Here is a 22,972-nt window from a genome sequence, read left to right on the forward strand (position 1 = left end):
AGACCTACTGTGCCTGACCGCTCTCAGCACCTGATCGGGTTGTTGCTCGGCGCCGAGGAGGACTGGCCGCAGGCGTTCGAAGCCCTGCTACGCCGCGTCGGTCCCGTGCAGGCCGCCGGCACCACGCACGAGTTCGGCACCGAACGGCTCACCATCGAGCCGTTCGACCTGAACGACCCGGTCCGGGTCCAGCTCGTGATCGACCGGCTGGCGTACTGGTACTACCACCCGCGCGAGTGGCTGAAGAAGGCCGCGCTGATGAACGGCACGTACCTGCTGAACTCGCCGTTCACGTTCCAGGCGATGGAGAAGCACTCGGCGTACTGCGCGATGCTGCGGCTCGGGCTGAAGATCCCGCGGACCGTGCTGGTGCCGTACAAGAACCCGGTCGACAACGTCCGCTGGGCCTACACGTCGGCGAAGTACAACAAGACCTTCGACCTGGACGCGATCGCCGACGACCTCGGCTACCCGATGTACATGAAGCCGTTCGACGGCGGCGGCTGGCGCGGCGTCTCCCGGATCAACAACCGCGAGGACCTGCACACGGCCTACGACGAGTCCGGCGAGATGCTGATGCACCTGCAGGCCACGGTCGAGTACGAGAAGTTCGCCCGGGCGCTGTCGATCGGCGCCGAGACGATGGTGATGGACTTCCGCCCCGACGAGCCGATGCACAACCGGTACGCCGTCTCGCACGACTTCCTCAGCCCGTCGGCCGGCCACCAGGCGGTCGCGATCAGCCGGATCGTGAACGCCTTCTTCGGCTGGGAGTTCAACTCCTGCGAGATGCTCGTCGCGGGCGACTCGGTGCACCCGATCGACTACGCCAACGCCTGCCCGGACGTCGCGATCACCTCGCTGCACTACTACTTCCCGTGGGCGATCGGCGCGCTGGTCAAGTGGTCGATCTTCTCGCTCGCGACCGGACGCCGGACGAAGGTGGACCTGCACACCGAGCGCTACTTCGCGATCGCCGACGACGAGTCGCTCGACTACGACGCCAAGATCGCGGCGTACCTGAAGCTGGCCGACGAGTACTTCGAGACCGAGAAGTACCACGAGTGGTGCGCGCGGAACCTGCCGGACTTCGACGAGCAGCTGGTCGACTGGGTGAAGAGCCCCGACTTCGACCGGATCCTCACCGAGACCGTCGCGGCGACCTACCCGGCCCACGAGCAGGACAAGTTCCAGGCCCACTTCCGCGGCCTGACCGGCCTGTGGGTCATCGACCAGTCGCGGTGATCAGGCGGGCCGCCGGGTGGTGCGTCCACTCGCCTTCCGGCGCCCGCTCCAGGAACCGTTCCCGCAGCTCCTCGACGAAGGCCTCGCCGCGGGCGATCGCGGTCGCGCGCATCGGGCCGGAGTGGGCGTAGGCCTCGAAGAAGCTGCCGGCGTCGGCGTACGTGATCGGGAAGGCCACCGGCTCGTCGACGGCCTCACCCAGTACGGCGGCCAGGTCCGGATCGGGGTCGGCCGGGCCGGGGCGCAGCAGCTCCCGCATCAGGCTGAACGGGCCGTCAGCCTCGGTGACGGACGGCCAGTAAACGACCGACAGCCGTCCGCCGGGCAGCAGGGCGTCGTACCAGGAATCGATCGCCTGCTCCGGCGCGGGCAGTTGCTGCAGGCCGAAGACGGAGACGACCGCGCTGCAAGCCCTGAGCCAGCGGGGATCGAGCGTTGCGGCGTCGCCTTCGACCACACTCACCTGGTCGTGGCCGGCCGCCCGCTCCCGTGCCAGGCGGACCATGCCCGCCGACAGGTCGATGCCGACGATCTCCCGGTCCGGGAAGCGCTCGAGCAGCAGGTCGAGCTCCGGGAACGTGCCGCAGCACGGCACCAGGATCGGGCCGGACGGTAGGTCGCCGAGCTGGGCAACGGCTGTCTCCACCCACGGCCGGAAGCGCGGGACGAAGTACTGCTCGTAGCCGGCGGCGGCTTCGTCCCAGCCGCGAGCGAGGTGCTCGTTCACAGCAGCACCGCGCAGAAGGCGCCGGCGAGGACCAGCTGGATGGCGGTGGAGACTCCACGGCGTACTGGGTGGGCCTTGAACCAGGGAAGGCCCGACCAGATGCGGCCGGTCAGTGCGGTCGCTACGGCCATCAGGGCCAGGCCAACGAGCCACAGTGCCGGCGGCAGGGAGTTCCAGTCGGCGGTGGCGCGGGCGACGAGCAGGAAGAGGACTCCGGTGACCAGCACGATCACGGCGTCGGCCCGGTCGCGGAGCTTGTGGGTGTGGATCTGCCAGAGGGCCAGGAGCGGGTAGGCGACCGTCAAGGCGATCAGGATGAAGTCTCTCACTGGGCCTCCAGGAGTTCGGTGGCGAAATCGTCCACCGGTACGGCGACGTCGGAGAGCACGACCACGGCGCGGCGGCGTTCCAGGTCGAGCGCGATGAACGAGCGGTAGCCGCCGGTACCGCCGTTGTGCCAGACCATGCTGCGGTTGTCGGGCAGCGGCGTGGTCAGCCAGAACAATCCGACCCGGTCCTCGTCGAAGTCGCGGCGCGGAGCCAGCGCTTCGACGTACTTGCCGCTGAGCAGGGTCCGGGCGAGCAGTGCGAGGTCCGACGCGGTGGAGACGACTCCACCGGCCGGGGCGTAGCCGGTCTGGATCCAGGGCGCCTGCTGGCGTCCGCCCGAGCCGTAGCCGTCGGGAGCCGCGCCTGCGTCGCTGACCGGCGTACGGGACTCCTTCATGCCCACCGGCTGGAAGATCTGTTCCTGCAGGAGTTCCGGGTAGCTCTTGCCTGCCTGCTGGGCCAGGGCCTGGCCCAGCAGGGCTCCGCCGAGATTTGAGTACGTCGACTTGCCGCGACCGCTGGTGCTCGCGGACCGGGCCTGGTCGAGCAGCTGGTCGACGCTGAACGGGTAGGGGTTCCCAGCGGACAGGCTGGCCAACAGGGACCGCGCTGCCGGCAGCGGCTTCCTGGTGGTGTTCGGCAGACCGGACTGGTGGGTCGCCAGGTCCTCCAGCGTGGCAGTGGCGACGTCCGACCCGTCCAGCGGCAGCAGCGACCCCACCTGTTGGTCGAGCTTCACCTCACCGCGCCGGACCGCCTCGCCGAGCAGGATGCCGGTGAGTGCCTTGCTGATCGAGCCGATCTCGAAGCTGCCGTGCTCGTCGGTACCGCGGCCCGCGTAGCGCGTCGTGGAGTCCTCGACGACCGCCACGGACAGCCGGTGCCCCGGGCCCTCGTAATGGTCGTCGACGAAGCGCTGCAGCTCGGCGTCGCCCGTGCGGGACTCCGCCAGGTCGAGCGCACCGGGCCGGATCAGCCAGCCACCGACGGCCAGCGCGACTGCGAGTAGTACGGCGATGAGCTTCATGGTTTACCTCTCCAGGGCGACCAGAATCGCGAGCAGCGCGACCACCCGGGTCGGGGGGACCGCGAAGAGGCCTCGGCTGGGAGTGTGCAACCAGCCCTCGGCCGTCAGCTGCCGCAGATGGTGGTAGATCTGCCCGCTCGTCCCGAGGCCCTCGACCTCGCTGAGCGCGCTGACCGTCGTCCGTCCGTGCAGGATCTCGCGGAGCAGCGTCAACCGGACCGGATGCCCGAGCGCGGCCAGCGCCGAGGCACGGGCGGCCCAGTCCGCCTCCAGCACCTCGGGCGTCGGCCGCCCGAACTGCCAGTCGATCGTCCGGTCGTCCGGCAGCGTCACGCTGCCCGTGTAGAGCACCGCGCCGGGCGCCGGGATCCGCTCCTTCAGCCCCCGCAGCGCGAAGAAGACCTCGGGGTCCGCGCCGTCGGGCAGCACCTGCCGTTCCTGTGGACGAAGCCAGGCGGACTCGGCGGACTCCAGAGCGGCGACGCGCCGCTCCAGCTCCTCGAGCCGGTTGTCCACAGCTTCTTCCACACTGTGGATACTACGTAGCTACGTAGGTCTTGCAAACCGTAGGCGTGTCTAGAGTGTTCGGGTGCGTGACGACGAGGTACCTGGCTGGTGGCAGCGACTAGGGCTCGACGGGCTGGTGGACGTGCACGTCCACTTCCTCCCCGACCAGGTGATGAACGCGGTCTGGGCGTACTTCGACCAGGCCGAGCAGCACTACGGCGTCGCCTGGCCGGTCCAGTACCGGACTCCGGTTCCTGACCGCGTCGAGACCTTGCAGCGGCTGGGCGTACGCCGGTTCCCGGCGCTGGTCTACCCGCACAAGCCCGACATGGCCGCCTGGCTGAACAGCTGGGCCCGGGACTTCGCCGCGCGGACACCTGGCTGCGTGGCGAGCGGGACGTTCTACCCGGAGCCCGGCGCCGCGTCGTACGTGAAGGAAGCGCTGGAGCTGGGCACGCGGATCTTCAAGGTGCACGTCCAGGTCGGTGACTACGACCCGCGCGACGAGGAGCTGGACGCGGTCTGGGGCCAGCTGGCCGAGGCCGGCGTACCGGTGGTGGTGCACTGCGGGTCGGGGCCGATCCAGGGCCGCCACACCGGGCCGGGCCCGATGGGCGACGTACTGGCCAAGCATCCGCGGCTGACGGCCGTCATCGCTCACCTGGGCATGCCGGAGTACGCCGAGCACCTGGCGCTCGCCGAGACCTACCCGAACGTCCACCTGGACACGACGATGGCGCTGACCCCGTTCACGGAGTCACTGGCGCCGTACCCGCGGGAGCTCCGGCCGCGGATGGCCGCGCTGCAGGACAAGGTCGTGCTCGGCTCGGACTTCCCGAACATCCCGTACGAGTACGCCGTACAGCTGGAAGCGCTGGAGCGGCTGGACCTGGGCGACGACTGGCTGCGCGCGGTCTGCTGGGAGAACGGCCTACGGCTCCTCGACGGGTAGTTGCGAGGCGAACCAGGCCAGCGTCAGGCCGGTGAGCAGTGCGTCCCGGTCGATCTCCAGGCTGACCAGCTGCGCGTTCCAGGCGAGCAGTGCGGTACTCAGCACCAGAGCGGAGATCTGCTGCCCCTCGTTGAACGCTGTGAGGTTCTCGTTGAACCAGCGGACCTCCGCCAGCTCCGCGGCGTCCAGCCCGCGCTGCTGCGCGACCGCCTCCGACACCGCCGTGTACGCCGGGGTGGCACCGAGCCCTTCGCGGTCGTCGCCGACCTGGTACTCGTCGTAGCCCAGACGGCACATCAGCTCGTCCCAGCCCGCCGCTGCGCGGCTGCTCGGCGAACCGCCTTCCGGACCGGTCAGCGCGGTCCAGGCGATCGACGGGATGACCAGGTGGTGGCTACCGGCCACCTCGAACCGTGTCGCCGCGTCCAGCACGTCCATCACGCCACTGGGCCAGGCGTGCGTGAGCAACGCCGGCCGGGCGTCGGGGTGCGGGGACCGCAGGTGCAGGAAGTGGACGAACTGGCCGCCGATCTCGGTGCCGTAGTGGTGGTAGGCGTTCAGCCGGGCCTCGTGCACGCGCCAGTCGTAGCCGGCGAGCCAGTAGTCCAGCAGCTCGTCGGCGTACGCCGCCGGCACCACCCGGTCCAGACCCGCGGCGATGTACCCGCCGCCGTCGCGGAACGCGCGGAGCCGGTCGTACAGCCCGTCGAGATCGGCCTGCGGCACCCGCAGCCGGAGCTCGCGGACCTCGGCGGTGCGCTCAGTTCCCACCCATCGACCTCTCCCTCTCCCCGCTCCACACAGCTCTGCCACCAGCATGACGCTCCGGGCCGACGCTTTGTTGTCCCCGACCACGACTTGCCTCTTCTGACATAGAACGAACTGGTACCGAAAGGGTTGCACGAACGGGCTGACATCTTGCTGACACTTCCGCCGGGCGGCAAACCATTGACACCGTTTGCCGCCCGCGTGAAGCGGACCGGCGTCCACTCCTCGGCGGGCCGTTGCCGCGCTTATTCCAACGTTGTAAAGTCGATGCCGACCTGCTCAGCACACCTCACGGGAGCCTCTCGATGCCCAGCACCCAGCCCCGCCCCGAGCACCCCCGGCCGCAGTTCGTCCGCCCGCACTGGCTGAACCTGAACGGCGAGTGGCAGTTCGAGGCCGACAAGTCCGACTCCGGCCTGGAACGCGGCCTGGCCGAGCGCGAGCTCGAGCGCCGGATCACCGTTCCGTTCGCGCCCGAGTCCGAACTGTCCGGGATCGAGGACGTCGACTACCAGGAAGCGGTCTGGTACCGCACGACCGTCACGATCCCCGCCGACTGGACCGGCAACGACGCCGTTCTGCACTTCCAGGCCGTCGACCACGACGCCACCGTCTGGGTGAACGGCACCGAGGTCGTCCGCCACCGCGGCGGCTTCACGCCGTTCAGCGCCAACCTGGCCGGGATCGCCGGACCGGGTGAGGAAGCGCTGATCGTCGTCCGCGCCCGCGACACCAAGAACGGCTCGCAGGCCCGCGGCAAGCAGAGCACGATCTACTTCAACCGGGACTGCCACTACACCCGGACGACCGGCATCTGGCAGACCGTCTGGCTGGAGGCCGTCCCGTCGGTCCACCTCGGGCGGCCGCGGATCACCCCGGACGTGGCCGGCTCGGCGTTCCACCTGGCCGTCCCGGTATCGGCGAACAAGCCGGGCTGGAAGGTGCGCGCGGTGCTGTCCGACGGCGACGGTGAGGTCGTCACCGCCGAGGTCCGCGCCGACCTCGACCTCGCGCCGCGCCTGCTGCTCGCCGTACCGGCTGAGCGGGTGCGGCTGTGGGACACGACCGACCCGCACCTGTACGACGTACAGCTGGAGCTGGTCGACGCCGACGGCACTGTGGTCGACCAGGCCGCCAGCTACGCCGGCCTGCGGTCGGTGTCGATCAACGGCCAGGCCGTACTGATCAACGGCAAGCACGTGTTCCAGCGGCTCGTGCTGGACCAGGGCTACTGGCCGGAGAGCCTGATGACGGCGCCGTCCGAGGAGGCGCTGGTCGCTGACATCGAGCTGAGCCTGGCGGCCGGCTTCAACGGAGCCCGGCTGCACCAGAAGGTGTTCGAGGAGCGCTTCCTCTACCACGCGGACCGGATGGGCTACCTGGTCTGGGGCGAGTTCGGCGACTGGGGGGCGGGGGTCGGTGACACCGGCGACAACAACCAGCTGCCGACCGCGACGTTCGTGACGCAGTGGCTGGAGGCGGTCGAGCGCGACTACAGCCACCCGTCGATCGTCGGCTGGTGCCCGCTGAACGAGACCCACCAGCTGCTGCACGACCGGATCACCCAGCTGGACGACGTGACCCGGGCGATGTTCCTGGCCACCAAGGCGGCCGACACGAGCCGGCCGGTGCTGGACGCCTCCGGCTACTCGCACCGGGTGCCGGAGACCGACATCTGGGACTCGCACAACTACGAGCAGGACCCGGTCGAGTTCGGCAAGCAGATGGCCGGGCTGGCCGACGGAGCGCCGTACGGGAACACCGGTGGGCTGGAGGACCGGCCGATCTCGCAGCCGTACAACGGGCAGCCGTACTTCTGCAGCGAGTTCGGCGGGATCTGGTGGAACCCGGAGGCTGTGCAGCTGGCGGGCACCGACCGGGCCGAGTCGTGGGGCTACGGCCAGCGGGTGAGGGACGAGGCGGAGTTCTACGACCGCTTCACCGGGCTGGTCGACGTACTGCTCGACGACCCGCGAATGTTCGGCTACTGCTACACGCAGCTGACCGACGTCTTCCAGGAGGAGAACGGGATCTACCGCTTCGACCGCTCCAGCAAGCTGGACGTCGAGCGGGTCCGCAAGACGCAGGTGCGGGCGGCGGCGTACGAGCAGGACTAGAGGGTGCCCGTAGCCAGTTGCAGCCCGAGGCTGCCGAGGCTCACGCACACCCACAGGATCGCCCCGAGCAGCAAAGGCCGCAGCCCGGCCTTTCGCAGCTCACCGACCCGCAACGACAGTCCGATCGCCACCAGCGCACTGGTGATCAGGTAGGTCCCGACGAGCGCCAGGTCCGCCTGGCGCTCGTCCGGCACCAGGCCCAGCGTGCGAAGGCCGGCGGCCACCAGAAAGCCCACGAGGAACAGGGGAAGCATGCGCCGCCAGGGCAGCTTCCGGTGGACTGCGGCTTCAGAGGTCTTGGCGTCGCGGCGCGACTTCAGGATCACCAGGCCGATGACGATCGGGACCAGCATCAGCGAGCGGGTGAGTTTGACCACCAGGGCGTGGTCGCCGGCTTCCTGGCTGAACGCGTAGCCGGCCGCGACGACCGACGACGTGTCGTTGACCGCCGTACCGGCCCACAGGCCGAAGGCTTCCGGGCCGAGCCCCATCAGGTGACCGAGCGGCGGGAACGCCAGTACGGCGACCACGTTGAACGTGAAGATCGTCGCCAGCGCGTACGCGACCGACGACTTCTTCGCCTCGATCGCCGCCGTCGTCGCCGCGATCGCGGACGCGCCGCAGATCGCCGTACCGACCCCGATCAGGATCTGCGTGTCCCCGCGCACCCCGAGCAGCCGCCCGAACAACCAGGCGCCGCCGAGCGCGATCGCCAGCGTCCCGAGCATCACCGGCAGCGAGCCGGCACCGACCCGCGCGACCTGCTGCAACGACAACCCGGTGCCCAGCACCACGATCGACACCTGCAGCAAGAACTTCGACGCGAACTCGTACCCAGGCCGCGACCACTCACCCCGCAGCACCGGCACGCACGTGCCGACGACAACTCCGAGCACCAGCCCGAACACCGGCCCACCAACGACCGGCACCAGCCGACCGAGCGGCACAGCCGCCGTCGCGAGCACGAGCACCACCAGCAACCCTGGCAGTCGCTCGACGAAATGAGGTTTCGCCGCCGTCGGCGACGACGCTGGTGACCTAACCTCGACCTGCACGCCGTCACCCCTTGGATTAAATGTACGCACATTTAAGCTAAGAGATGACCGGACATTTGGCAAGCCGCCGTGACCCACGGCTCGGACGGGAAGGCCTCGATGACCGAGCGCAAGCTCAACCGCGGCGGCGGGCGGCCGCTGTGGAAGCAGCTCCAGGAGGAGCTGGTCCGCCGGCTCCGCGCCGGCGAGTTCGACGACGTCTTCCCCGGCGAGCTCGCCCTGGTCGAGGACTACCAGGTCAGCCGCCACACCGTCCGCCAGGCGCTCAGCCAACTCCGCGCCGACGGCCTGATCGTCGCCGAGCGCGGCCGCCAGCCGCGGGTCGCGACCGCCCCGGAGATCAGCCAGCCGATGGGCGCGCTCTACAGCCTGTTCTCCTCGGTCGAGGCGTCCGGCCTGACGCAGCACAGCGTCGTACGGGCTCTGGACGTCCGCGCCGACGGCGTGATCGCCAGCCGCCTCGGCCTGGAGGCGTCGATCCCGCTCGTCTACCTCGAACGCCTCCGCTTCGCCGGCGACGAGCCCCTCGCGCTCGACCGCGTCTGGCTCCCGGCAGGTGTCGCCGAGAGCCTGCTCGAGGCCGACTTCAGCCACACCAGCCTGTACGCCGAACTAGCGGCCCGCACCGGCCTCCGTCTCGACCACGGCCGCGAGGACATCCGCGCCGTCAACCCGACCTCGGCCGAGCGAGCTCTCCTGCACTGCCCGGCCGGTGCCGCCGTCTTCTCCATCAACCGCCTGGCCCACGCCCAGGGCCGCCCGGTCGAGTGGCGCCACACCGTCGTACGAGGAGACCGCTTCGCCCTGGCCGCCGAGTTCTCGGCCCACCAGGGCTACCGCCTGACCCCGGCCACCGGGACCAGCCTGGCCTGAGGGGTTCACGCCGGGCGCGTTGGCCGCTGGAGTGCGCCCGGCGTGAAGCTTTCAGAGGGTGATCGACTGCAGGTGCTCGACCTTCTTGAACTCGGCTCCCGCTGCGAGCACCGAGGCCTCCAGCTTGGCCAGACCACCCCAGTCCTCGGCAGGCTCGTCGAGGGGCTTGTCGAAGTCGTCCCAGTGCGTGGCGATCACCAGCGGGACGGGCTTGATCGTCTTCAGCAGGCGATCCGTCACACCGGGCTCGCCGCCGGGCGCGGCCAGAACCACGTCGACCTCCAGGTCCTTCAGCGCGACCGGGTCGAAGCCCGCCGTGCTGAGACTGAGGATGCGCAGACCGCCGATCGTCAGCACGTAGGCGAGCGTCCCGCCCTCGACCAGCTCGGCGATGGTCCGCGGCCTGGCCGGTACGACGCCAGGACGCGTTCCAGGGAAGGCGAACTGGTGCCGCGCACCACCGCACGAGTGCAGCGACCGGAACACCTCGACGGTGAACCCGGTGAACGGCAGGTACTCACCACCGACCACCTGCGTCAGTTGGTCGCCAGGTGCGCGCAGGGCCCGCAGCAAGTTGAGGTGCGTCTCGTTGCCGAGCACGGTCGCCTTGGTCCGGCGGGCGATGTACGGAACGTCGGGCAGGTGGTCGTAGTGCCCGTGGTGCACCAGGATCGCGTCGGCCTTGGTGACGTACTTGTCGATCACGCTGGGCTTGCTGACGATCCGCGTCGTCTCGTCGGCGCCCTCGGGCGCGTAGGTCCCGGTGACGAACCTGGTCAGCCACGGGTCGGTCAGCACCACCGACTCGCCCGACCGGATCTGCCACGCGTGGTTGCCCCACCAGGTCAGCTCCACGGGCTGCCGGTCTACTGCTGCGGGCTCGTCCGCAGTCGCGGCCCTCACTCCGGCCACTGTCCCGGCAGCACCCACCGCCGCGACCGCGGCGCCTCTGAGCACACCTCTCCGGCTTACCGTCATCCCCAGTTCTCCTCACCTCGACGTGTTGCCCAGTCAAGGCGCTGTGGTCCGGAGATGTCGAATATGCTCTTACACATGATCCGATTGCCTGCACGTATCACCCCAGGTCAGCCGGCTCATGCTCACTGAACGCCACCTGCAAATCTTCGTCGCCCTCGCCGACGAGCAGCACTTCGGCGACGCCGCCCGCGTCGTCGGCATCACCCAGCCGCCGCTCTCCCAGGGCCTGCGCCGCCTGGAAGCGCTGGTCGGCGCCAAGCTCTTCGAACGCGCCACCGGCCGCGTCGAGCTCACCCCCGCCGGCGCAGCGCTTCTCCCCTACGCCCGGCGCGCACTGGGCTCGCTCGACGAGTTCCACCATGCCGCTGGTGCCCAGGACCCCGACGGCCCGGAGGTGCGCCTCGGCCTGACTCCGGAGGTCCCGCCAGCGCTCGGAGCCGCCGTAGCCGCTGCGCTGCCCAGCGGCCGAGTCACTGTCGTCACTGCTCCGACCAGCCAGCTCCTGGCCCAGCTGGCATCCACCCGCCTGCACCTGGCCGTCGTACTGCATCCGGCTGTGCTCGACGGGCTGGAGGCCGGCCCGGTCACGCTCCTGCCGACCGAAGCCCTGGTGCCGACCACACTGCACCCCGACGACGGCGTACCGCTCAAGTTGCGCGACCTGAGCGTGCTGCCGATCGCCGTACGGCCGCGTGCTGAGGCACCGGCTGCCAGAGACCTGGTGCTGGACACGCTGGACCTCCACCGCCCAGCAGGTGGAACGGTCGTGGTCACCGACGAGCGGGCCGCGCTGGCGATGGCCGCAGCCGGTCAGGCCATCGTGGTGACGCCGGACCGCTCACTGCACGCGGCTGGACTCGGCCGGCACCCGATCGTCGACGACCCGCTGCCCGTACGGCTCCGCCTGGTCTGGCCGAACGCCCGTACGCCGTCAGCCCTGTTGCCCGATGCCCTGGCCCGCATCGCCCTGGCCCTGGCGGTGACGCCATGAGCGGCTCTCCGCGGGCGCGCCGAGTCCCTGGCGGTGACGCGGTGAGCGCCCTTGGCCGCGACGCCGCAGGGCCCCCGCTGCGTGGCTCCGCCGCCAGCCACCTGCGCGCGCTCTTCGAGGACGCCGGCACCCGCGGCTGGTTCCACGCGGTCTCGCTCGACCGCCCCGACGAGGCGATCTCACTGGACGCCGACCACGTCGTACCGATGGCCTCTGTCTACAAGCTCCCCCTGGTCATCGCCTTCGCCGACCTGGTCGACAGCGGCTCGCTGGACCCCCAGCAGCCAGTCACGCTCCAGCCGGACGACCGCACCCCCGGCCCGACCGGGCTCTCGATCTTCAGCGACCCGGTCACCCTGTCCCTCCGTGACCTGGCCGCCTCGACCATGGCCCTGTCCGACAACGCAGCCGCCGATGCGCTGCTCGAAGTCGTCGGCTTGGACCAGGTCGCCGACCTCCTGCAACGCGCCGGCCTGACCAGCACCCGAGTCCGCCGAGGTACCGCCGACAACCTGCGCGAACTGGTACGCCGTACGCGGACGACCGACGCCGATGCGGCACTCGCCGTACTGGCCGACAACGACACCACCGACCCGTCCAACGTCTACGAGGCAGCCAACGCCTCGGCAACCACCGCACGCGACATGACTGCCTTGCTGAAAGCCCTGTGGTCCGGCGAGTTCCTGTCGCCGTCGCAGACCGCGTTCGTCCAGCGCCTGATGGCGCAGCAGGTCTTCACCCAACGGATCGCGTCCGCGTTCCCGCACGACGCCGTCCGCGTCTACGGCAAGACCGGGACCTTCGGTGCCCTCCGCCACGAGGTCGGCGTCGTCGAGCTCCCCGGCGGCCCGACCGTCGCGGTCGCCGCGCTCACCCGAGCGGCCCGCGCCGACAGACGCCTGCCGCGCGTCGACGCCGCCATCGGCCAGGCCACCCGGTACGCCGTCGATCGGCTGCGCTAGTCAGGCACGACGGCGTACGCCTCGACCTCCAGCAAGAGCTCGGGCTTGAACAGGCCGACCACCTGCACCGCCGTACTGGCTGGTGGGTTCGCCGTGTCGACGTACTGATCCCGCGCAACCCGTACGGCGGGCAGCACCGCGATGTCGGTGACGTAGAAGTTCAGCTTCACCACGTCGGTGAAGCTCGCCCCCGCCGCCTCCAGGCACGCGGCCAGGTTCGCGAACACCTGCCGCGCCTGTGCCTCCGGATCACCGACGCCCACGATCTCCCCGGCGGCGTCCAGCGCGACCTGTCCCGCGATCGCCACCCAGCGGCCGGGCCCGGTGACGACATGGCTGTACCCGTTGCCCGCAGCAACGCCTTCGGGCTGCGGGTAGGAAAGCTGACTCAAGAGAATCCTCCAGGATCGTGAACCGGCCTCCATCCTGACCCGGCACCGCAATATCGCACCAGCGCATACTCCGCACACGAGCCATGCGCTCGCGGTATACCTTGCCGCCATGGAACTGACCCCGCTCCGTGCGTTCCGCGAGGTCTGCCGGCTCGGCTCGATCAGCGCGGCCGCGGACCAACTCGGCTACACCCAATCGGCGGTCTCCCGGCAGCTCGCCACCTTGGAGTCGCAGCTCGGCCGCACCCTGCTCACCCGGCACGCCCGCGGCGTCCAGCCGACCGCCGCCGGTGAGGTCCTGCTCACCCACGCGGCCGGCATCCTCGCGCAGGTCGACCGTGCGACCGCCGACGTGGCCGCGGCCGGGAGCCGGCCCGGTCCGCTGCGGGTCGGCGCGTTCCCGACCGCCAGCGCGCAATTGTTGCCCAAGGCCCTCAAACGGTTCCACCGCGACCGGCCCGACGCCCGGATCACCTTCGCCGAGGGCACGACGCCGACGCTCGTCCCCGGACTGCTCGACGCCACGATCGACCTCGCGGTGATCACCGACTACCCACCGGGTCTGCCCGCGGCCGACGGGATCGAGCTGCTCCACCTGCTCGACGACCGGCTGCACGTCGCGTTGCCGATCGGCCACCGGCTGACCGGCCACGAGGAGATCGACCTCGCCGAGCTCGCCGAGGACAGCTGGGTCGAGGACTATCCCGGCGCAGCCGCCGTCCTGACCAGCGTCTGCGCCCGCGCCGGGTTCGCGCCGCGACTCGAGATCGTCTGCGGGACCTGGCTCGGCAAGCAGGCGTTCGTCGCCGCCGGGTACGGCGTGATGCTCGCGCCCGGCCTCGTCGTACCGGCTCTGCGTCCGGATCTCGTCGTCCGTCCACTGACCGAGCCGCCGACGCGGACGGTGTACGTCGCGACGCGGGCCGCCGACGAGCCGTGCGGTGCCGTCGACGCGTTCGTCGGGGCCCTCCGCGAGAGCATTTGACCTCAAGTCCACTGGAGCTGCTGGGATGGTCGCCATGACCAACGAGTGGGGCATCGAGAGGCTCGACCTGACCGCGTACCTGGACCGGATCGGCGAGCCCGCCGGCGACGTGTCGGTGGACACGCTGCAGCGGCTGCACGCGGCGCACGTCCGGGCCATCCCGTTCGAGAACGTCGACGTCGTGCTCGGCACCCACGCCGGGCTCGAGCTCGACGTCGTCCAGGCCAAGCTCGTCGGGCGGCGTCGCGGCGGCTACTGCTACGAGCACGCGCTGCTGTTCGCCGCCGTACTGGAGACGCTCGGTTTCGAGGTCGACCGCCGCGTCGCGCGTGTCCAGCCGCACAAGTCGGGGCCGAAGACGCACATGAACCTGCTGGTCCGGATCGACGGCGAGCCGTGGCTGGCCGACGTGGGCTTCGGGGCCGGCATCCTGCACCCGATGCCGCTGAAGGACGGCGCGGTCGTCGACCAGGCCGGCTGGGAGCACCGGCTGACCGACGACGCCGGCACGTGGACGCTGGCGAAGAGGACCGCCGACGGCTGGGTCCCGCAGCACGCTTCGAACGACGAGCCGCAGCGGCTGATCGACTACGAGGTCTACCACCACTATGTCGCGACCCATCCGCACTCGCCGTTCTCGACCAAGCTCGTCGTGATGCGCCTCGCCGACGGCGTCAGCCGCCGCGTGGTCGGTACCGACCTCACCACCGAGTACGCCGGCGGCCGGACCGAGCACCGCACGCTCACCGCCGAGGACCTCGGCCCGGCGCTGGCCGCGCTGGACGTCGTACTCAACGACGAGGAGCTGGACCGGCTCCTGCTGAAACAGCGCTAGGCGTCTCGGTCCGGAAGCTCTCGCCGAGCTGCTCGCCGAGACCGAAGTAGTGGCGGAAGTTGTAGATCAACGGCGACCACGCGCGCGGATCGACGTACGACGTACCCGGTACGACGATCTCAGGGGCGGCGTGCACCCGGAGCACCCTGGCCTGCACGACCAGAAAGTTGCCTCCAGCATCCAACTCGACCCGGGCGGCCGTTGCCTCGAACTGCAGCGGGCACTCGGCGACCCGCGGCGGGCCGACCAGGTCCGACGGTTGAGGCGTGAGCCCGGCGGCGTCGAACTTGCGCGGCGCGTAGCGGAACCGTTCGCGCTTGTGCTCCGGCACGGGATTGCTGCCGGTCAGCCCGGCCAGCCGCTCGACGGCCTCCCACTGCGCCGGCGACGGGTAGCTGACGACCAGTTCGGGCCGGCTGCGCAGGTTCGTCCCGGTCCGGCCTTCCTCGCCGAGGCCCAGCACGACGACGTCGCCGAGCGCCCAGGCCGACGACATCGGCGCCAGGTTGAAGGTCCCGTCGCCGTTGTCGGTGGTCAGCAGGGCGACCGGCGTCCCGGCGTACAGGACGGAGGGCTCGATGGTGAGATGCGTCATGCCGCCGAACCTAGGTCCGGGATGATTCGGCCCGGACCGAACCGACCGCGAGGCACGATGGGTGCATGACGACGACCGAGGGGCAGGAGCTGGCCGCGTGGGCCCGCATGCTCGCCGACGGCACGCGGGCGACCGTCTGCCTCGCGCTGCTCGACGGCCGCGCGTGGACCGCCACGGAGTTGGCCGAGCTCGCCGGCGTCTCCCGCCCGACGATCAGCGAGCACCTGAACCTGCTCGTCGAAGGCGGACTGCTCAGCGAAGTACGGCAGGGACGGCACCGGTACGTCGAACTGGCCGGGCCGGAGACCGCGCAACTGCTGGAGGGACTCTCCGCGCTGGCTCCTCGTCGTACGGAGATCGCGACGAGCCTCAAGAGCGCGAGCCGGCGGGACGCCTTCGCGCGGGCCCGGACCTGCTACGACCACTTGGCCGGGCGGCTCGGCATCGCCGTCATCGACACGATGACCGAGCGCGGTCTGCTCGACTGGTCCGACGGACTCGCGCTGACGCCCGACGGCACGCGCTGGCTCGAGGAGCTGGGCATTGTGGTCAAGACCGGTCGCGGCCGTCCGCTCGTCCGGCCCTGCCTCGACGTGACCGAACGGCGTCCGCACCTGGCCGGAGCGGTCGGCTCCGCGCTGTGCCGGCACGCGCTGGACCAAGGATGGGTTCACCGAATCCCTGGCGGACGAGCACTCAAAGTGACCGGAGCACTGACCGAGCTGGGCCTTTCTGTTGGTGTGGTGCGAGAACTGGCTTCCAGGGTGTGAGATTCCCGGCAGGGGACACGCACTCAGCAGGCAAGTGTCGGTGGAAGCGCCTAGCCTTCGGCCATGACTGGTTTCGAGCCCGACACCGAGTTGGTGTCCCGCCTCTCTCTGCCCAGCCATGTCGTCGTCCAGGTGGACGGTGTGTGGTACCCCGGCTGGTTGATCGGCCGCGAGAACGAGGATGCGGGATGGACCGGCCTGGTGCAGTACGAGGGCGACGACGGCGTCGAGCGGACCGAACGGCTACCGGCCGACCGGATCGCTCTGCCGGAGTCGGACCGACCGACTGAGCACGCGTCGTAGGAGGAACGACCGCGGAAAAGCCCCCGAGGAAACTCGGGGGCTTTTCCGCGTCACGGGTACTTTCGGGCGCCTCGTGCGAAAGCGGATCCCGCCCCAGGCCCTTCGGGCGGTTGACCTGGGGCAGGATCCAGCGTTACACCCTCTGTATCGGTGAGGACACGGTTGGTGTTACACGAGTCAGGAACTTTTCTGCGTCAGGACAGCTTCCGCGTCGCGATCAGCCGCTGCGCGACGTCCCGCAGCTTCACGTTGTTGTCCTGGGAGTACCTGCGCAGTACGGCGAACGCCTGCTCGTCGCTCAGGTCGAACCGCTCCATCAGGATCCCCTGCGCCTGGCCGATCAGCTTGCGGGCGTCGATCGCCTGCCACAGCGTCGACTCGCTGCGCGCGTTGGAGACCGCGACCGCCGCGTGGTCGGCGAACACCTGCGCGATCACGTCGTCGCCCGGGCCGAAGCGGTCGGTCGCGCCGTCGTACAGGTTCAGGACGCCCACCGTGGTCGTCGGTGTCCGGAGCCGGACGCTGAGCACGCTGCGCAGGCCGACGCCGGCGATGCCGACGGACCAGCGCGGCCAGCGCGGATCCCCCGGGACGTCCCCGCTGACCACGCTCTGCTCGTCCTGGACCACGCTGAAGCTCGGGCCCTCACCGGTCTCGATCTGGACCCGGTCGGCCTCCTCGACCAGCGCGTCGGTCGCGGTCGCCGACTCCAGCCGGCCGCCTCGGTGCACGAGCAGCAGACTGGCGTGGACGGTGCCGATCCGGGGCAGCACGAACTCGAGGAACCGCTCGGCTGTTTGTTCCACATCGGGCTGCTCGTGCAGGACCTGGGCCATCCTGGCCAGCTCCTGGGCGAACTCGTCGTTCACCGGGCCACTGCGCCCGACGGTTGGGAGGTTGGTCTCACCGGGGTGTGTCCTCAACGGGTCGAAATCACTGCGGGCGGCATGCTGCGCCACCGGCTGACTTCCCAACCGGGATGAACCTTAACACCGTCCGTCCGGCCGTTCCGCCTGGACATGAGGCGACCCCGGTGCGTCGGGTCTGAACACCGGGGCCTGGACGAACCTGCCTCTCGAGCGATCGGTTCTTCCTTGCTCTCAGGTGCCCCTTCCCGGACCCGTCATGCGCCTTGGCGGGAGACGCTTCCAGAAGTGCCTCGGGCTGGTCAGAAGTGCACGGCGAGCAGAATCCGGCCGGTGTCGGAGCTGCGGATGTCCAGCGCGCGGATCTCGCTGCGCGGCAGCTTCGTGGTCGCGGCCGGGCGGACCGTCGTACCGGGTGAGGCTGTCCAGCTGGCGATCAGCGTGGCCTTGCCGCTCTGGTCGGTGACGTACAGGTCGTAGCCGCGGGCGCGTTCGCTCGGGGTCGCGAGCTCGTCGTACCGGCAACTGATCTCGATCATCGTTCCCCACCGCTCCTCCACCAGGCGGGCATCGGCGGTCAACTTGCTGGCGACGGTCTGCGCCAGTACGACGTAGTCGCCCTCGGGCTCCTCGCGGGCCGGCGGGACCGCCACCACCGCGCCGATCGCGGCCGCGGTGGCGGCGGTCGCGGCGACCAGTCCCGCGACCCGGAACCGCCGCTTGCGACGGTCCCGACTGACGGCCCGGACGAGGCCGGGCAACAGGTTCGGCGGAGTGGGGTCGAGCGTGGCGAGCGCCCGGTCGCCCGGCAGGATCGCCAGGGTCCCGGGCACGCCCGCCAGCGACGCCACCTCCGCCGAACACTCCGTGCACGTCCGCAGGTGCTCCTCGTACGCGCGCCGATCCTGCGCGGACAACGCGCCGAGCAGGTAGGCCGCGTCCCAGTCCCGGTACGGATCGCTCATTCCTGCGTCACCCCCCTCTCCTGCAGCGCGAGCTTCAGCGCCCGCATCCCGTAGTGCAACCGCGACTTCACCGTGCCCGGCGGGATGTCGAGCTCCTTGGCGATGTCGGTGACCGTCCGCCGGCCGTAGTACGCACGGACGATCACCTGCCGATGATCCTCCGACAACTGCGCCAGCGAATCAGCCACCAGCCACGCGTCCAGTACGGCGTTCGCGTGGTCGGCGCTCGGCCGCTCCGGCAGGTCGTCGCTGGCGACCTCCCGGTTGACCCGGGCACTGCGCCGGTCGTCGATGACGAGGTTGCGCGCCACCGTGAACAACCAGGCCCGGGCCCCCGCCTCGTCCTCGGTCAGGATCTGCGGCCGCCGCCACGCGCGCAGCAACGTCTCCTGCACGACGTCCTCGGCGAACCGGTCGTCGCCGGTCAGCCGGACCACGAACCGCCACAGCGACGGCGCGTGCACATCGTGCAGCTCACGCAGGAGCGCCGCCCGGTCGTCGGCCATCGGCACCCCAGCTCTGTCGTCGTGGATCCTCATGGCCCGGCACCCGCCTACTCGCCGGCCGCCACAGGCTCCCGCTTCCTGCCCAGAAGGCTACTTTCCAGCGCCCAACTCCCGTTCCCGAGCACCGCGATCAGCAAGAACGCGAACGCGAACAGAGCCGCCTTCTCCCCACCGTTCTCCACCGGCAACAACCCGTCAACCTGATGCACCGTGAAGTACGCGAACGCCATCGACCCCGAGCACAGCAACGCGGCCCACCGCGTCCCGAACCCCACCGTCACCAGCGCCCCCGCCACCGCCTGAATCGCCGAAGCCCACCACGAGGGCCAGGTCAGCGCCGCGACCTGCTCCACCCCCAGCACCCCGAACAACGCCGCGAACCCATGCGTCGCAAACAAGAACCCCACCACGATCCTGAACACAGCAACCACCTGCGTCTGCCAGCGCTCCAGCATCTTCCAACTCCTCAAGGTGAACGGACGGCTTCACACCCCCACCCGCCTCACGCTCAGCAGGGGTGCTCCTTCACCCACCAGAACGGCCCACCCACCCATCCGGTTCAACCAAAAGTGACTCAACCGTCACCCTAAGAGACCACCTGAGCCACTGGTCTCTCTCATCATCCGGTTGGCCCCCCACCCCCAACACCTGTCACACTGGACCCCACACCCGGGCCTCTAGCTCAATTGGCAGAGCAGCGGACTTTTAATCCGCGGGTTGTCGGTTCGAGTCCGACGGGGCCTACCAGTTCTCAAGGACACCGCCTCCGGCGGCGGCAGTACTTACCGGCGCCTTCGGCGCGGGCGCCTACCGTGGTCTTCAATCAGCACCGCCGGCGGCGTGCGGCGATGGGCTTGCTGAAGCCTCGGGCATCTGCCCGCAGCGTGAGCTCTTCATTTTCGGCGCCGGTCTATTAGCGACAGCACTAGTCAGCTCAGTTGATACATCACAACACCGTGGTTCGCGAGATCGTTCGGACCATCCATCGCCGCACACCGACCTCGAACCAGCGCCACTCCCCCACCCGCGAGCTTGCCGAAGGTTGCCGAGCGATTCAGCGAGCGGCCCGACAGTGGTGCGGCGTGGTTGCGGGAGCGCCGACAATTGTATTCAGAACACGTTCTGAACTAGTATGGACTGCATGGCGACCGACACCACATCTCGAACCTCCTTCCAATCGTCTGACTTGAGTCGCTCGTCGGCCGAGGTGTTCGCCGCGGCTGCAGATCACCCTGTCGAGGTGACACGACGGGACGGCGAGGCACTGGTTCTCATGTCCGAGAGTGAGAACCGAGCCCGTAACTCCCTGCTCGAACTGGCCGCTCAGCTCATCGCCGTCTCCACCGGCCTCGAAGGAACACTCGCCGAGCGGATGAGTGACCACTTCCCATGGATGCTTGCCCTCAGTGCGGAGGGCCGTCAGACCTGCGCAACCGACATCCTGGCCGCAGCCAGGGCATCATTCGCCACCGGCCAGGCACACCTCGCGGTCGCCGAGTTGACCTCCTGGCGCGAAACAGCAACTGCACTCGCCGCCGGACTCGGCCGTACACCGGTGGAATGGCTTGACGAGGATGTGCCGGTGGAGCGTCCCTGACGCATGGCGAAGCAGACAAAAGTCGAGCGCCCGACCAAGAAGAGCGAGTACGAGCTGCGCTTCGCCTCGGCCAACGCCCAGAAGGGCTGGCGTGACCTCGCAGCGACGCTGCGAGGTCCGCTCGCCGATACCTGGGACTTCCTGACGAGGACTCCGCTGGACGTGACGCCGACCAACTATCCCCTGAAAGATGCGCTGGGGATCGTCTGCCGGGCAGGCGAGAACCACCAGCGCTGGCAGCACAAGCCAACAGCCAAAGGCACCGCTCGGATCTGGTTTTACGTCGACGACCATGTGGTTTATCTCGAACAGGTACACACCAGCCACCCCAACGAGACAAAATAGGGCGCCGCCAACCCGGCGTACTTGCGACGTCTACCGGGGGTAGTGTCTACGGCGTCGCGCGGACTTCTAATCCGCGGGTTGCCGGTTCGAGTCCGACGGGGCCTACCAGGTTAAAAGGACACCGCCTCCGGCGGCGGCAGTTCTACCGGCGCCTTCGGCGCCTGCCGTGGTCTTCCGGAGAGCATCGCTGGCGATCGGCCGCGGTTAAGGGTGTTTGGTCCACATGATGGTGCCGCTGATGAGGGCTATGGCGAAGCCGGCGACTGCGGAGATTGTTGCGGCCCACAGGCTTGCGGTGGGTGGGTGGATGTCGGGGGTGATTGCGATGGCGAACAGTGCGCCGCCGCCTAGGCCGAGTAGGGCGGTGCCTGCGGCGAGCATGATTTCGGGGCGTCGGTCGCCGGGCTGTCCGATCCGGACGGCCTGGGCAGCTTGGGTTACGTAGGTGACCGAAACGGCGTCGGCGCCGGAGCGGTCGGCGATTCGTTCGGCTTCTGCGTAGAGCTCGCTGGCGTGGTCCTGCAGGATCCAGTGGGCCTGCTTCTGGGCCTCGAAGGACCACGACTTGGTCTTGGTTCGGCGTCCCTGCAGCTTGTCGAGGGTCACCGGCGATCGTCCCCCGAGTCGGTGGGGCGCACGGAGGACGCCCACCACTCGCGCTCTTCGGCGTGACGCCAGGCGGCGCCGGCGGCCCGGAGCGCCCTCTCCTCCGACGTGCGGTCCCGGTTGTGCACGATCAGCCACGCGCTCGCAATTGCCGCGACGAAGACCACGCCTGCCACGCCGAGCAGGACCTCGAATCCCGCGGGCCGCAGGGTGGTGTTCACGTAGTAGACAACGGCCGCAGTGGACAGGCCGACCGCCGCGGCCAACGCAAGTAGGGCGCCCTCCCTGCGTCGGTTCCGTGGCCGGCGCGGCTGCCACATCCCAACCAGATCATCGGAGTCGTCCAGGGGCGTTGGCGTTGGGACAGGGGCGCCCTTTCCCCGGGCAGTGACTGCCTCCAGCCGGCGCTTCAGTTCCTCCGGCGGAAGCTGACGTCTCAACAGACTGCCATCCTTGGCGCGCTGGGCTTCCTCCGACAGGCGCCCCCGCTCCTCTTGCGGAAGCTTTCCGGGCAACGGAGTGACGCCGTGCTCGGTCTCGCCGGAATCGTCGCGGCCAGGCGGCTCGGATGGCATGCCCCGAGCGTAACCGCCTTCCTTTCATGGCGACCACTCTCACGACCGACCGACCGACCTGTCGGTCCGTCAGGCACCGTCGTGACGGGCGGGCGGATAGCCGTTGATCGGATCGGGTACCAGCGAGGACGTCGGCAGTGGCGGACCTCGGACGGGGTGAGGGCTGTGAGCGCACGGGTTGAGCTTCGGCGGGAGCAGGAGACGATGCTCATGACGTTGTACCTGCATGCTCGGGATGCCGAGTCGGCGGTGCCGGTGCTTGGGGATCGGTTCGCGGGCGGGGTGCTGGCGCAGATCGACTACGACTTTGCTCGGCTGAAGGCGCTGCGCGGGAACCAGCCGATCATCGTGGCGCGGGCGAAGGCGATCGACGATCAGGTTCGGGTGGCTCTTGCTGAGACGCCTGACGCGGTGGTCCTGCATCTTGGGTGCGGGCTGGACAGTCGGGTACTACGGCTGGCGCCGGGGCCGGACGTTACCTGGATCGAGGTTGATCAGGGGCCTGTGATCGAGTTGCGGCGCAGGTTCTATCCCGACCGCGACGGTGTTCGGACGATCGCTGCCTCGGTGGTCGACGAGGGCTGGTGGGACGAGGTGCCGACGGGGAGACCGCTGCTGGTGGTGGCCGAAGGGCTGCTGATGTACCTGCCGCCGGACGCCGTACGGTCTGTTGTCACCAACCTTGCTGGGGTCGAGGCGCCTAGGGCCACGCTGATCTTCGACACTGTTGCTCCTTGGGTCCGGGACGTCGCGCGCTGGCAGCCGAACATGCGGCGTGCCTCCACCGGGTTCGAGTCGTCGACTCGCGAGCTCGAGGACGCGCTGCGGGCGGGCGGTTTCGATCGGGAGGTCAGCAGCTCGTTGGTGACCGAGGCCGCGCGGTCGACGAACGGGGCGCTGGCGTTGTTCATCAAGCTGATCGACGCTGTCCCACCCGGCCATCGCGCGATGATGCTGTCCCGTTGGTCGCGGGTCACGTCCTAGATCGCCGGCCGGCGGAGATGTAGTTGCCGTCGGCAACGAACCGCGGTGCTCAACCTCAACATCGGCAGCTGCCCGTACCCTGGAGCATGTGCCCCCGACTGTGACGCGTCGTCCGT

The 22,972-nt window shown here is 69.6% G+C and carries 28 protein-coding genes and 1 tRNA gene; 14 read left to right on the forward strand and 15 right to left on the reverse strand.

Annotated elements, in window-relative coordinates:
- Window positions 1-9 precede the first annotated feature (9 nt).
- Window positions 10-1,245 carry a hypothetical protein gene (locus tag ACLQ2O_RS20280; protein ID WP_425833584.1) on the forward strand — a complete coding sequence of 412 codons (1,236 nt, stop codon included), beginning with the start codon at window positions 10-12 and terminating at the stop codon, window positions 1,243-1,245.
- On the opposite strand, the gene ACLQ2O_RS20285 is transcribed toward ACLQ2O_RS20280, so the two are convergent.
- From ACLQ2O_RS20285 to ACLQ2O_RS20300, 4 genes are read right to left on the reverse strand one after another with little or no spacing between them, the layout of a single operon-like run.
- Window positions 1,226-1,972 carry a class I SAM-dependent methyltransferase gene (locus ACLQ2O_RS20285; protein ID WP_425833586.1) on the reverse strand — a complete coding sequence of 249 codons (747 nt, stop codon included), beginning with the start codon at window positions 1,970-1,972 and terminating at the stop codon, window positions 1,226-1,228. The genes ACLQ2O_RS20280 and ACLQ2O_RS20285 overlap by 20 nt on opposite strands.
- Window positions 1,969-2,301 carry a hypothetical protein gene (locus ACLQ2O_RS20290; RefSeq protein WP_425833588.1) on the reverse strand — a complete coding sequence of 111 codons (333 nt, stop codon included), beginning with the start codon at window positions 2,299-2,301 and terminating at the stop codon, window positions 1,969-1,971. Before ACLQ2O_RS20290 ends, ACLQ2O_RS20285 begins: the two co-directional genes overlap by 4 nt.
- Complete coding sequence (locus ACLQ2O_RS20295; protein ID WP_425833590.1) at window positions 2,298-3,329, reverse strand: serine hydrolase domain-containing protein; 1,032 nt, start codon at window positions 3,327-3,329, stop codon at window positions 2,298-2,300. Before ACLQ2O_RS20295 ends, ACLQ2O_RS20290 begins: the two co-directional genes overlap by 4 nt.
- Before the next feature lie 3 nt (window positions 3,330-3,332).
- A complete protein-coding gene (locus ACLQ2O_RS20300; RefSeq protein WP_425833592.1) occupies window positions 3,333-3,857 on the reverse strand; it encodes an ArsR family transcriptional regulator in 525 nt (174 codons plus the stop codon).
- 61 nt (window positions 3,858-3,918) lie between these two features.
- On the opposite strand from ACLQ2O_RS20300, the gene ACLQ2O_RS20305 reads away from it, so the two are divergent.
- Window positions 3,919-4,788, forward strand: a complete 870-nt coding sequence (locus tag ACLQ2O_RS20305) for an amidohydrolase family protein (RefSeq protein ID WP_425833594.1) — start codon at window positions 3,919-3,921, stop codon at window positions 4,786-4,788.
- Here ACLQ2O_RS20305 and ACLQ2O_RS20310 read toward each other — a convergent pair.
- Window positions 4,768-5,559 (reverse strand): epoxide hydrolase N-terminal domain-containing protein, encoded by a 792-nt coding sequence (locus ACLQ2O_RS20310; protein ID WP_425833596.1) that lies wholly within the window; start codon window positions 5,557-5,559, stop codon window positions 4,768-4,770. The two genes, ACLQ2O_RS20305 and ACLQ2O_RS20310, sit on opposite strands and share 21 nt — an antisense overlap.
- Window positions 5,560-5,861: 302 nt before the next feature.
- Between ACLQ2O_RS20310 and ACLQ2O_RS20315 the strand changes: the two genes are divergently transcribed.
- Window positions 5,862-7,673 carry a glycoside hydrolase family 2 protein gene (locus ACLQ2O_RS20315; RefSeq protein WP_425833598.1) on the forward strand — a complete coding sequence of 604 codons (1,812 nt, stop codon included), beginning with the start codon at window positions 5,862-5,864 and terminating at the stop codon, window positions 7,671-7,673.
- Here ACLQ2O_RS20315 and ACLQ2O_RS20320 read toward each other — a convergent pair.
- On the reverse strand, window positions 7,670-8,728 hold the full coding sequence (locus ACLQ2O_RS20320) for a YeiH family protein (protein ID WP_425833600.1): 1,059 nt from the start codon (window positions 8,726-8,728) through the stop codon (window positions 7,670-7,672). The genes ACLQ2O_RS20315 and ACLQ2O_RS20320 overlap by 4 nt on opposite strands.
- Before the next feature lie 99 nt (window positions 8,729-8,827).
- Between ACLQ2O_RS20320 and ACLQ2O_RS20325 the strand changes: the two genes are divergently transcribed.
- Window positions 8,828-9,601: a GntR family transcriptional regulator gene (locus ACLQ2O_RS20325; protein ID WP_425833602.1), complete on the forward strand. Its 774-nt coding sequence runs from the start codon at window positions 8,828-8,830 to the stop codon at window positions 9,599-9,601.
- Between the two features lie 51 nt (window positions 9,602-9,652).
- Here ACLQ2O_RS20325 and ACLQ2O_RS20330 read toward each other — a convergent pair whose 3' ends face one another.
- Window positions 9,653-10,504, reverse strand: a complete 852-nt coding sequence (locus ACLQ2O_RS20330; protein WP_425833604.1) for an MBL fold metallo-hydrolase — start codon at window positions 10,502-10,504, stop codon at window positions 9,653-9,655.
- A gap of 193 nt (window positions 10,505-10,697) precedes the next feature.
- Here ACLQ2O_RS20330 and ACLQ2O_RS20335 point away from each other — a divergent pair, with 193 nt between their 5' ends.
- Together ACLQ2O_RS20335 and ACLQ2O_RS20340 are read left to right on the forward strand one after the other, a co-directional pair.
- Entirely contained in the window at window positions 10,698-11,570 is an 873-nt protein-coding gene (locus tag ACLQ2O_RS20335) for a LysR family transcriptional regulator (protein ID WP_425833606.1), read from the forward strand.
- Window positions 11,571-11,611: 41 nt separating this feature from the next.
- Window positions 11,612-12,532 carry a serine hydrolase gene (locus tag ACLQ2O_RS20340; RefSeq protein ID WP_425833608.1) on the forward strand — a complete coding sequence of 307 codons (921 nt, stop codon included), beginning with the start codon at window positions 11,612-11,614 and terminating at the stop codon, window positions 12,530-12,532.
- On the opposite strand, the gene ACLQ2O_RS20345 is transcribed toward ACLQ2O_RS20340, so the two are convergent.
- Window positions 12,529-12,924 (reverse strand): RidA family protein, encoded by a 396-nt coding sequence (locus ACLQ2O_RS20345; protein ID WP_425833610.1) that lies wholly within the window; start codon window positions 12,922-12,924, stop codon window positions 12,529-12,531. The two genes, ACLQ2O_RS20340 and ACLQ2O_RS20345, sit on opposite strands and share 4 nt — an antisense overlap.
- 109 nt (window positions 12,925-13,033) lie before the next feature.
- Between ACLQ2O_RS20345 and ACLQ2O_RS20350 the strand changes: the two genes are divergently transcribed.
- Together ACLQ2O_RS20350 and ACLQ2O_RS20355 are read left to right on the forward strand one after the other, a co-directional pair.
- Window positions 13,034-13,909: a LysR family transcriptional regulator gene (locus ACLQ2O_RS20350; RefSeq protein WP_425833612.1), complete on the forward strand. Its 876-nt coding sequence runs from the start codon at window positions 13,034-13,036 to the stop codon at window positions 13,907-13,909.
- Window positions 13,910-13,943: 34 nt separating this feature from the next.
- A complete protein-coding gene (locus ACLQ2O_RS20355; RefSeq protein ID WP_425833614.1) occupies window positions 13,944-14,744 on the forward strand; it encodes an arylamine N-acetyltransferase family protein in 801 nt (266 codons plus the stop codon).
- Here ACLQ2O_RS20355 and ACLQ2O_RS20360 read toward each other — a convergent pair.
- Window positions 14,701-15,339 carry a flavin reductase family protein gene (locus tag ACLQ2O_RS20360; RefSeq protein ID WP_425833616.1) on the reverse strand — a complete coding sequence of 213 codons (639 nt, stop codon included), beginning with the start codon at window positions 15,337-15,339 and terminating at the stop codon, window positions 14,701-14,703. The two genes, ACLQ2O_RS20355 and ACLQ2O_RS20360, sit on opposite strands and share 44 nt — an antisense overlap.
- Window positions 15,340-15,404: 65 nt before the next feature.
- Here ACLQ2O_RS20360 and ACLQ2O_RS20365 point away from each other — a divergent pair, with 65 nt between their 5' ends.
- Both ACLQ2O_RS20365 and ACLQ2O_RS20370 read left to right on the forward strand, forming a co-directional pair.
- Window positions 15,405-16,109 carry an ArsR/SmtB family transcription factor gene (locus ACLQ2O_RS20365; protein WP_425833618.1) on the forward strand — a complete coding sequence of 235 codons (705 nt, stop codon included), beginning with the start codon at window positions 15,405-15,407 and terminating at the stop codon, window positions 16,107-16,109.
- Window positions 16,110-16,172: 63 nt separating this feature from the next.
- Window positions 16,173-16,412 (forward strand): hypothetical protein, encoded by a 240-nt coding sequence (locus ACLQ2O_RS20370; RefSeq protein ID WP_425833620.1) that lies wholly within the window; start codon window positions 16,173-16,175, stop codon window positions 16,410-16,412.
- 194 nt (window positions 16,413-16,606) lie between these two features.
- On the opposite strand, the gene ACLQ2O_RS20375 is transcribed toward ACLQ2O_RS20370, so the two are convergent.
- The 4 genes from ACLQ2O_RS20375 to ACLQ2O_RS20390 form a co-directional block, all read right to left on the reverse strand.
- On the reverse strand, window positions 16,607-17,281 hold the full coding sequence (locus tag ACLQ2O_RS20375) for a GAF and ANTAR domain-containing protein (protein WP_425833622.1): 675 nt from the start codon (window positions 17,279-17,281) through the stop codon (window positions 16,607-16,609).
- 299 nt (window positions 17,282-17,580) lie between these two features.
- Window positions 17,581-18,243 (reverse strand): anti-sigma factor family protein, encoded by a 663-nt coding sequence (locus ACLQ2O_RS20380; protein WP_425833624.1) that lies wholly within the window; start codon window positions 18,241-18,243, stop codon window positions 17,581-17,583.
- On the reverse strand, window positions 18,240-18,782 hold the full coding sequence (locus ACLQ2O_RS20385; RefSeq protein ID WP_425833626.1) for a sigma-70 family RNA polymerase sigma factor: 543 nt from the start codon (window positions 18,780-18,782) through the stop codon (window positions 18,240-18,242). Before ACLQ2O_RS20385 ends, ACLQ2O_RS20380 begins: the two co-directional genes overlap by 4 nt.
- A 14-nt stretch (window positions 18,783-18,796) precedes the next feature.
- Entirely contained in the window at window positions 18,797-19,204 is a 408-nt protein-coding gene (locus ACLQ2O_RS20390) for a DoxX family protein (protein WP_425833628.1), read from the reverse strand.
- 216 nt (window positions 19,205-19,420) lie between these two features.
- Between ACLQ2O_RS20390 and ACLQ2O_RS20395 the strand changes: the two genes are divergently transcribed.
- The 3 genes from ACLQ2O_RS20395 (at window position 19,421) to ACLQ2O_RS20405 (ending at window position 20,691) form a co-directional block, all read left to right on the forward strand.
- Window positions 19,421-19,496: transfer RNA gene (locus tag ACLQ2O_RS20395), tRNA-Lys, on the forward strand.
- A gap of 394 nt (window positions 19,497-19,890) precedes the next feature.
- A complete protein-coding gene (locus ACLQ2O_RS20400; RefSeq protein WP_425833630.1) occupies window positions 19,891-20,346 on the forward strand; it encodes a hypothetical protein in 456 nt (151 codons plus the stop codon).
- Between the two features lie 3 nt (window positions 20,347-20,349).
- Entirely contained in the window at window positions 20,350-20,691 is a 342-nt protein-coding gene (locus ACLQ2O_RS20405) for a hypothetical protein (RefSeq protein ID WP_425833632.1), read from the forward strand.
- A 204-nt stretch (window positions 20,692-20,895) separates the two neighbouring features.
- Here the strand turns inward: ACLQ2O_RS20405 and ACLQ2O_RS20410 are convergent, their stop codons facing one another.
- Window positions 20,896-21,297, reverse strand: coding sequence for a hypothetical protein (locus ACLQ2O_RS20410; protein ID WP_425833634.1), 402 nt, complete (start codon window positions 21,295-21,297; stop codon window positions 20,896-20,898).
- Window positions 21,294-21,872, reverse strand: a complete 579-nt coding sequence (locus ACLQ2O_RS20415) for a hypothetical protein (protein ID WP_425833636.1) — start codon at window positions 21,870-21,872, stop codon at window positions 21,294-21,296. Before ACLQ2O_RS20415 ends, ACLQ2O_RS20410 begins: the two co-directional genes overlap by 4 nt.
- A gap of 165 nt (window positions 21,873-22,037) precedes the next feature.
- Between ACLQ2O_RS20415 and ACLQ2O_RS20420 the strand changes: the two genes are divergently transcribed.
- On the forward strand, window positions 22,038-22,856 hold the full coding sequence (locus tag ACLQ2O_RS20420; RefSeq protein WP_425833638.1) for a class I SAM-dependent methyltransferase: 819 nt from the start codon (window positions 22,038-22,040) through the stop codon (window positions 22,854-22,856).
- Window positions 22,857-22,972: the final 116 nt, after the last annotated feature.

It is taken from the genome of Kribbella sp. DT2, assembly GCF_049844575.1.
Taxonomy (GTDB): Bacteria; Actinomycetota; Actinomycetes; order Propionibacteriales; family Kribbellaceae; genus Kribbella.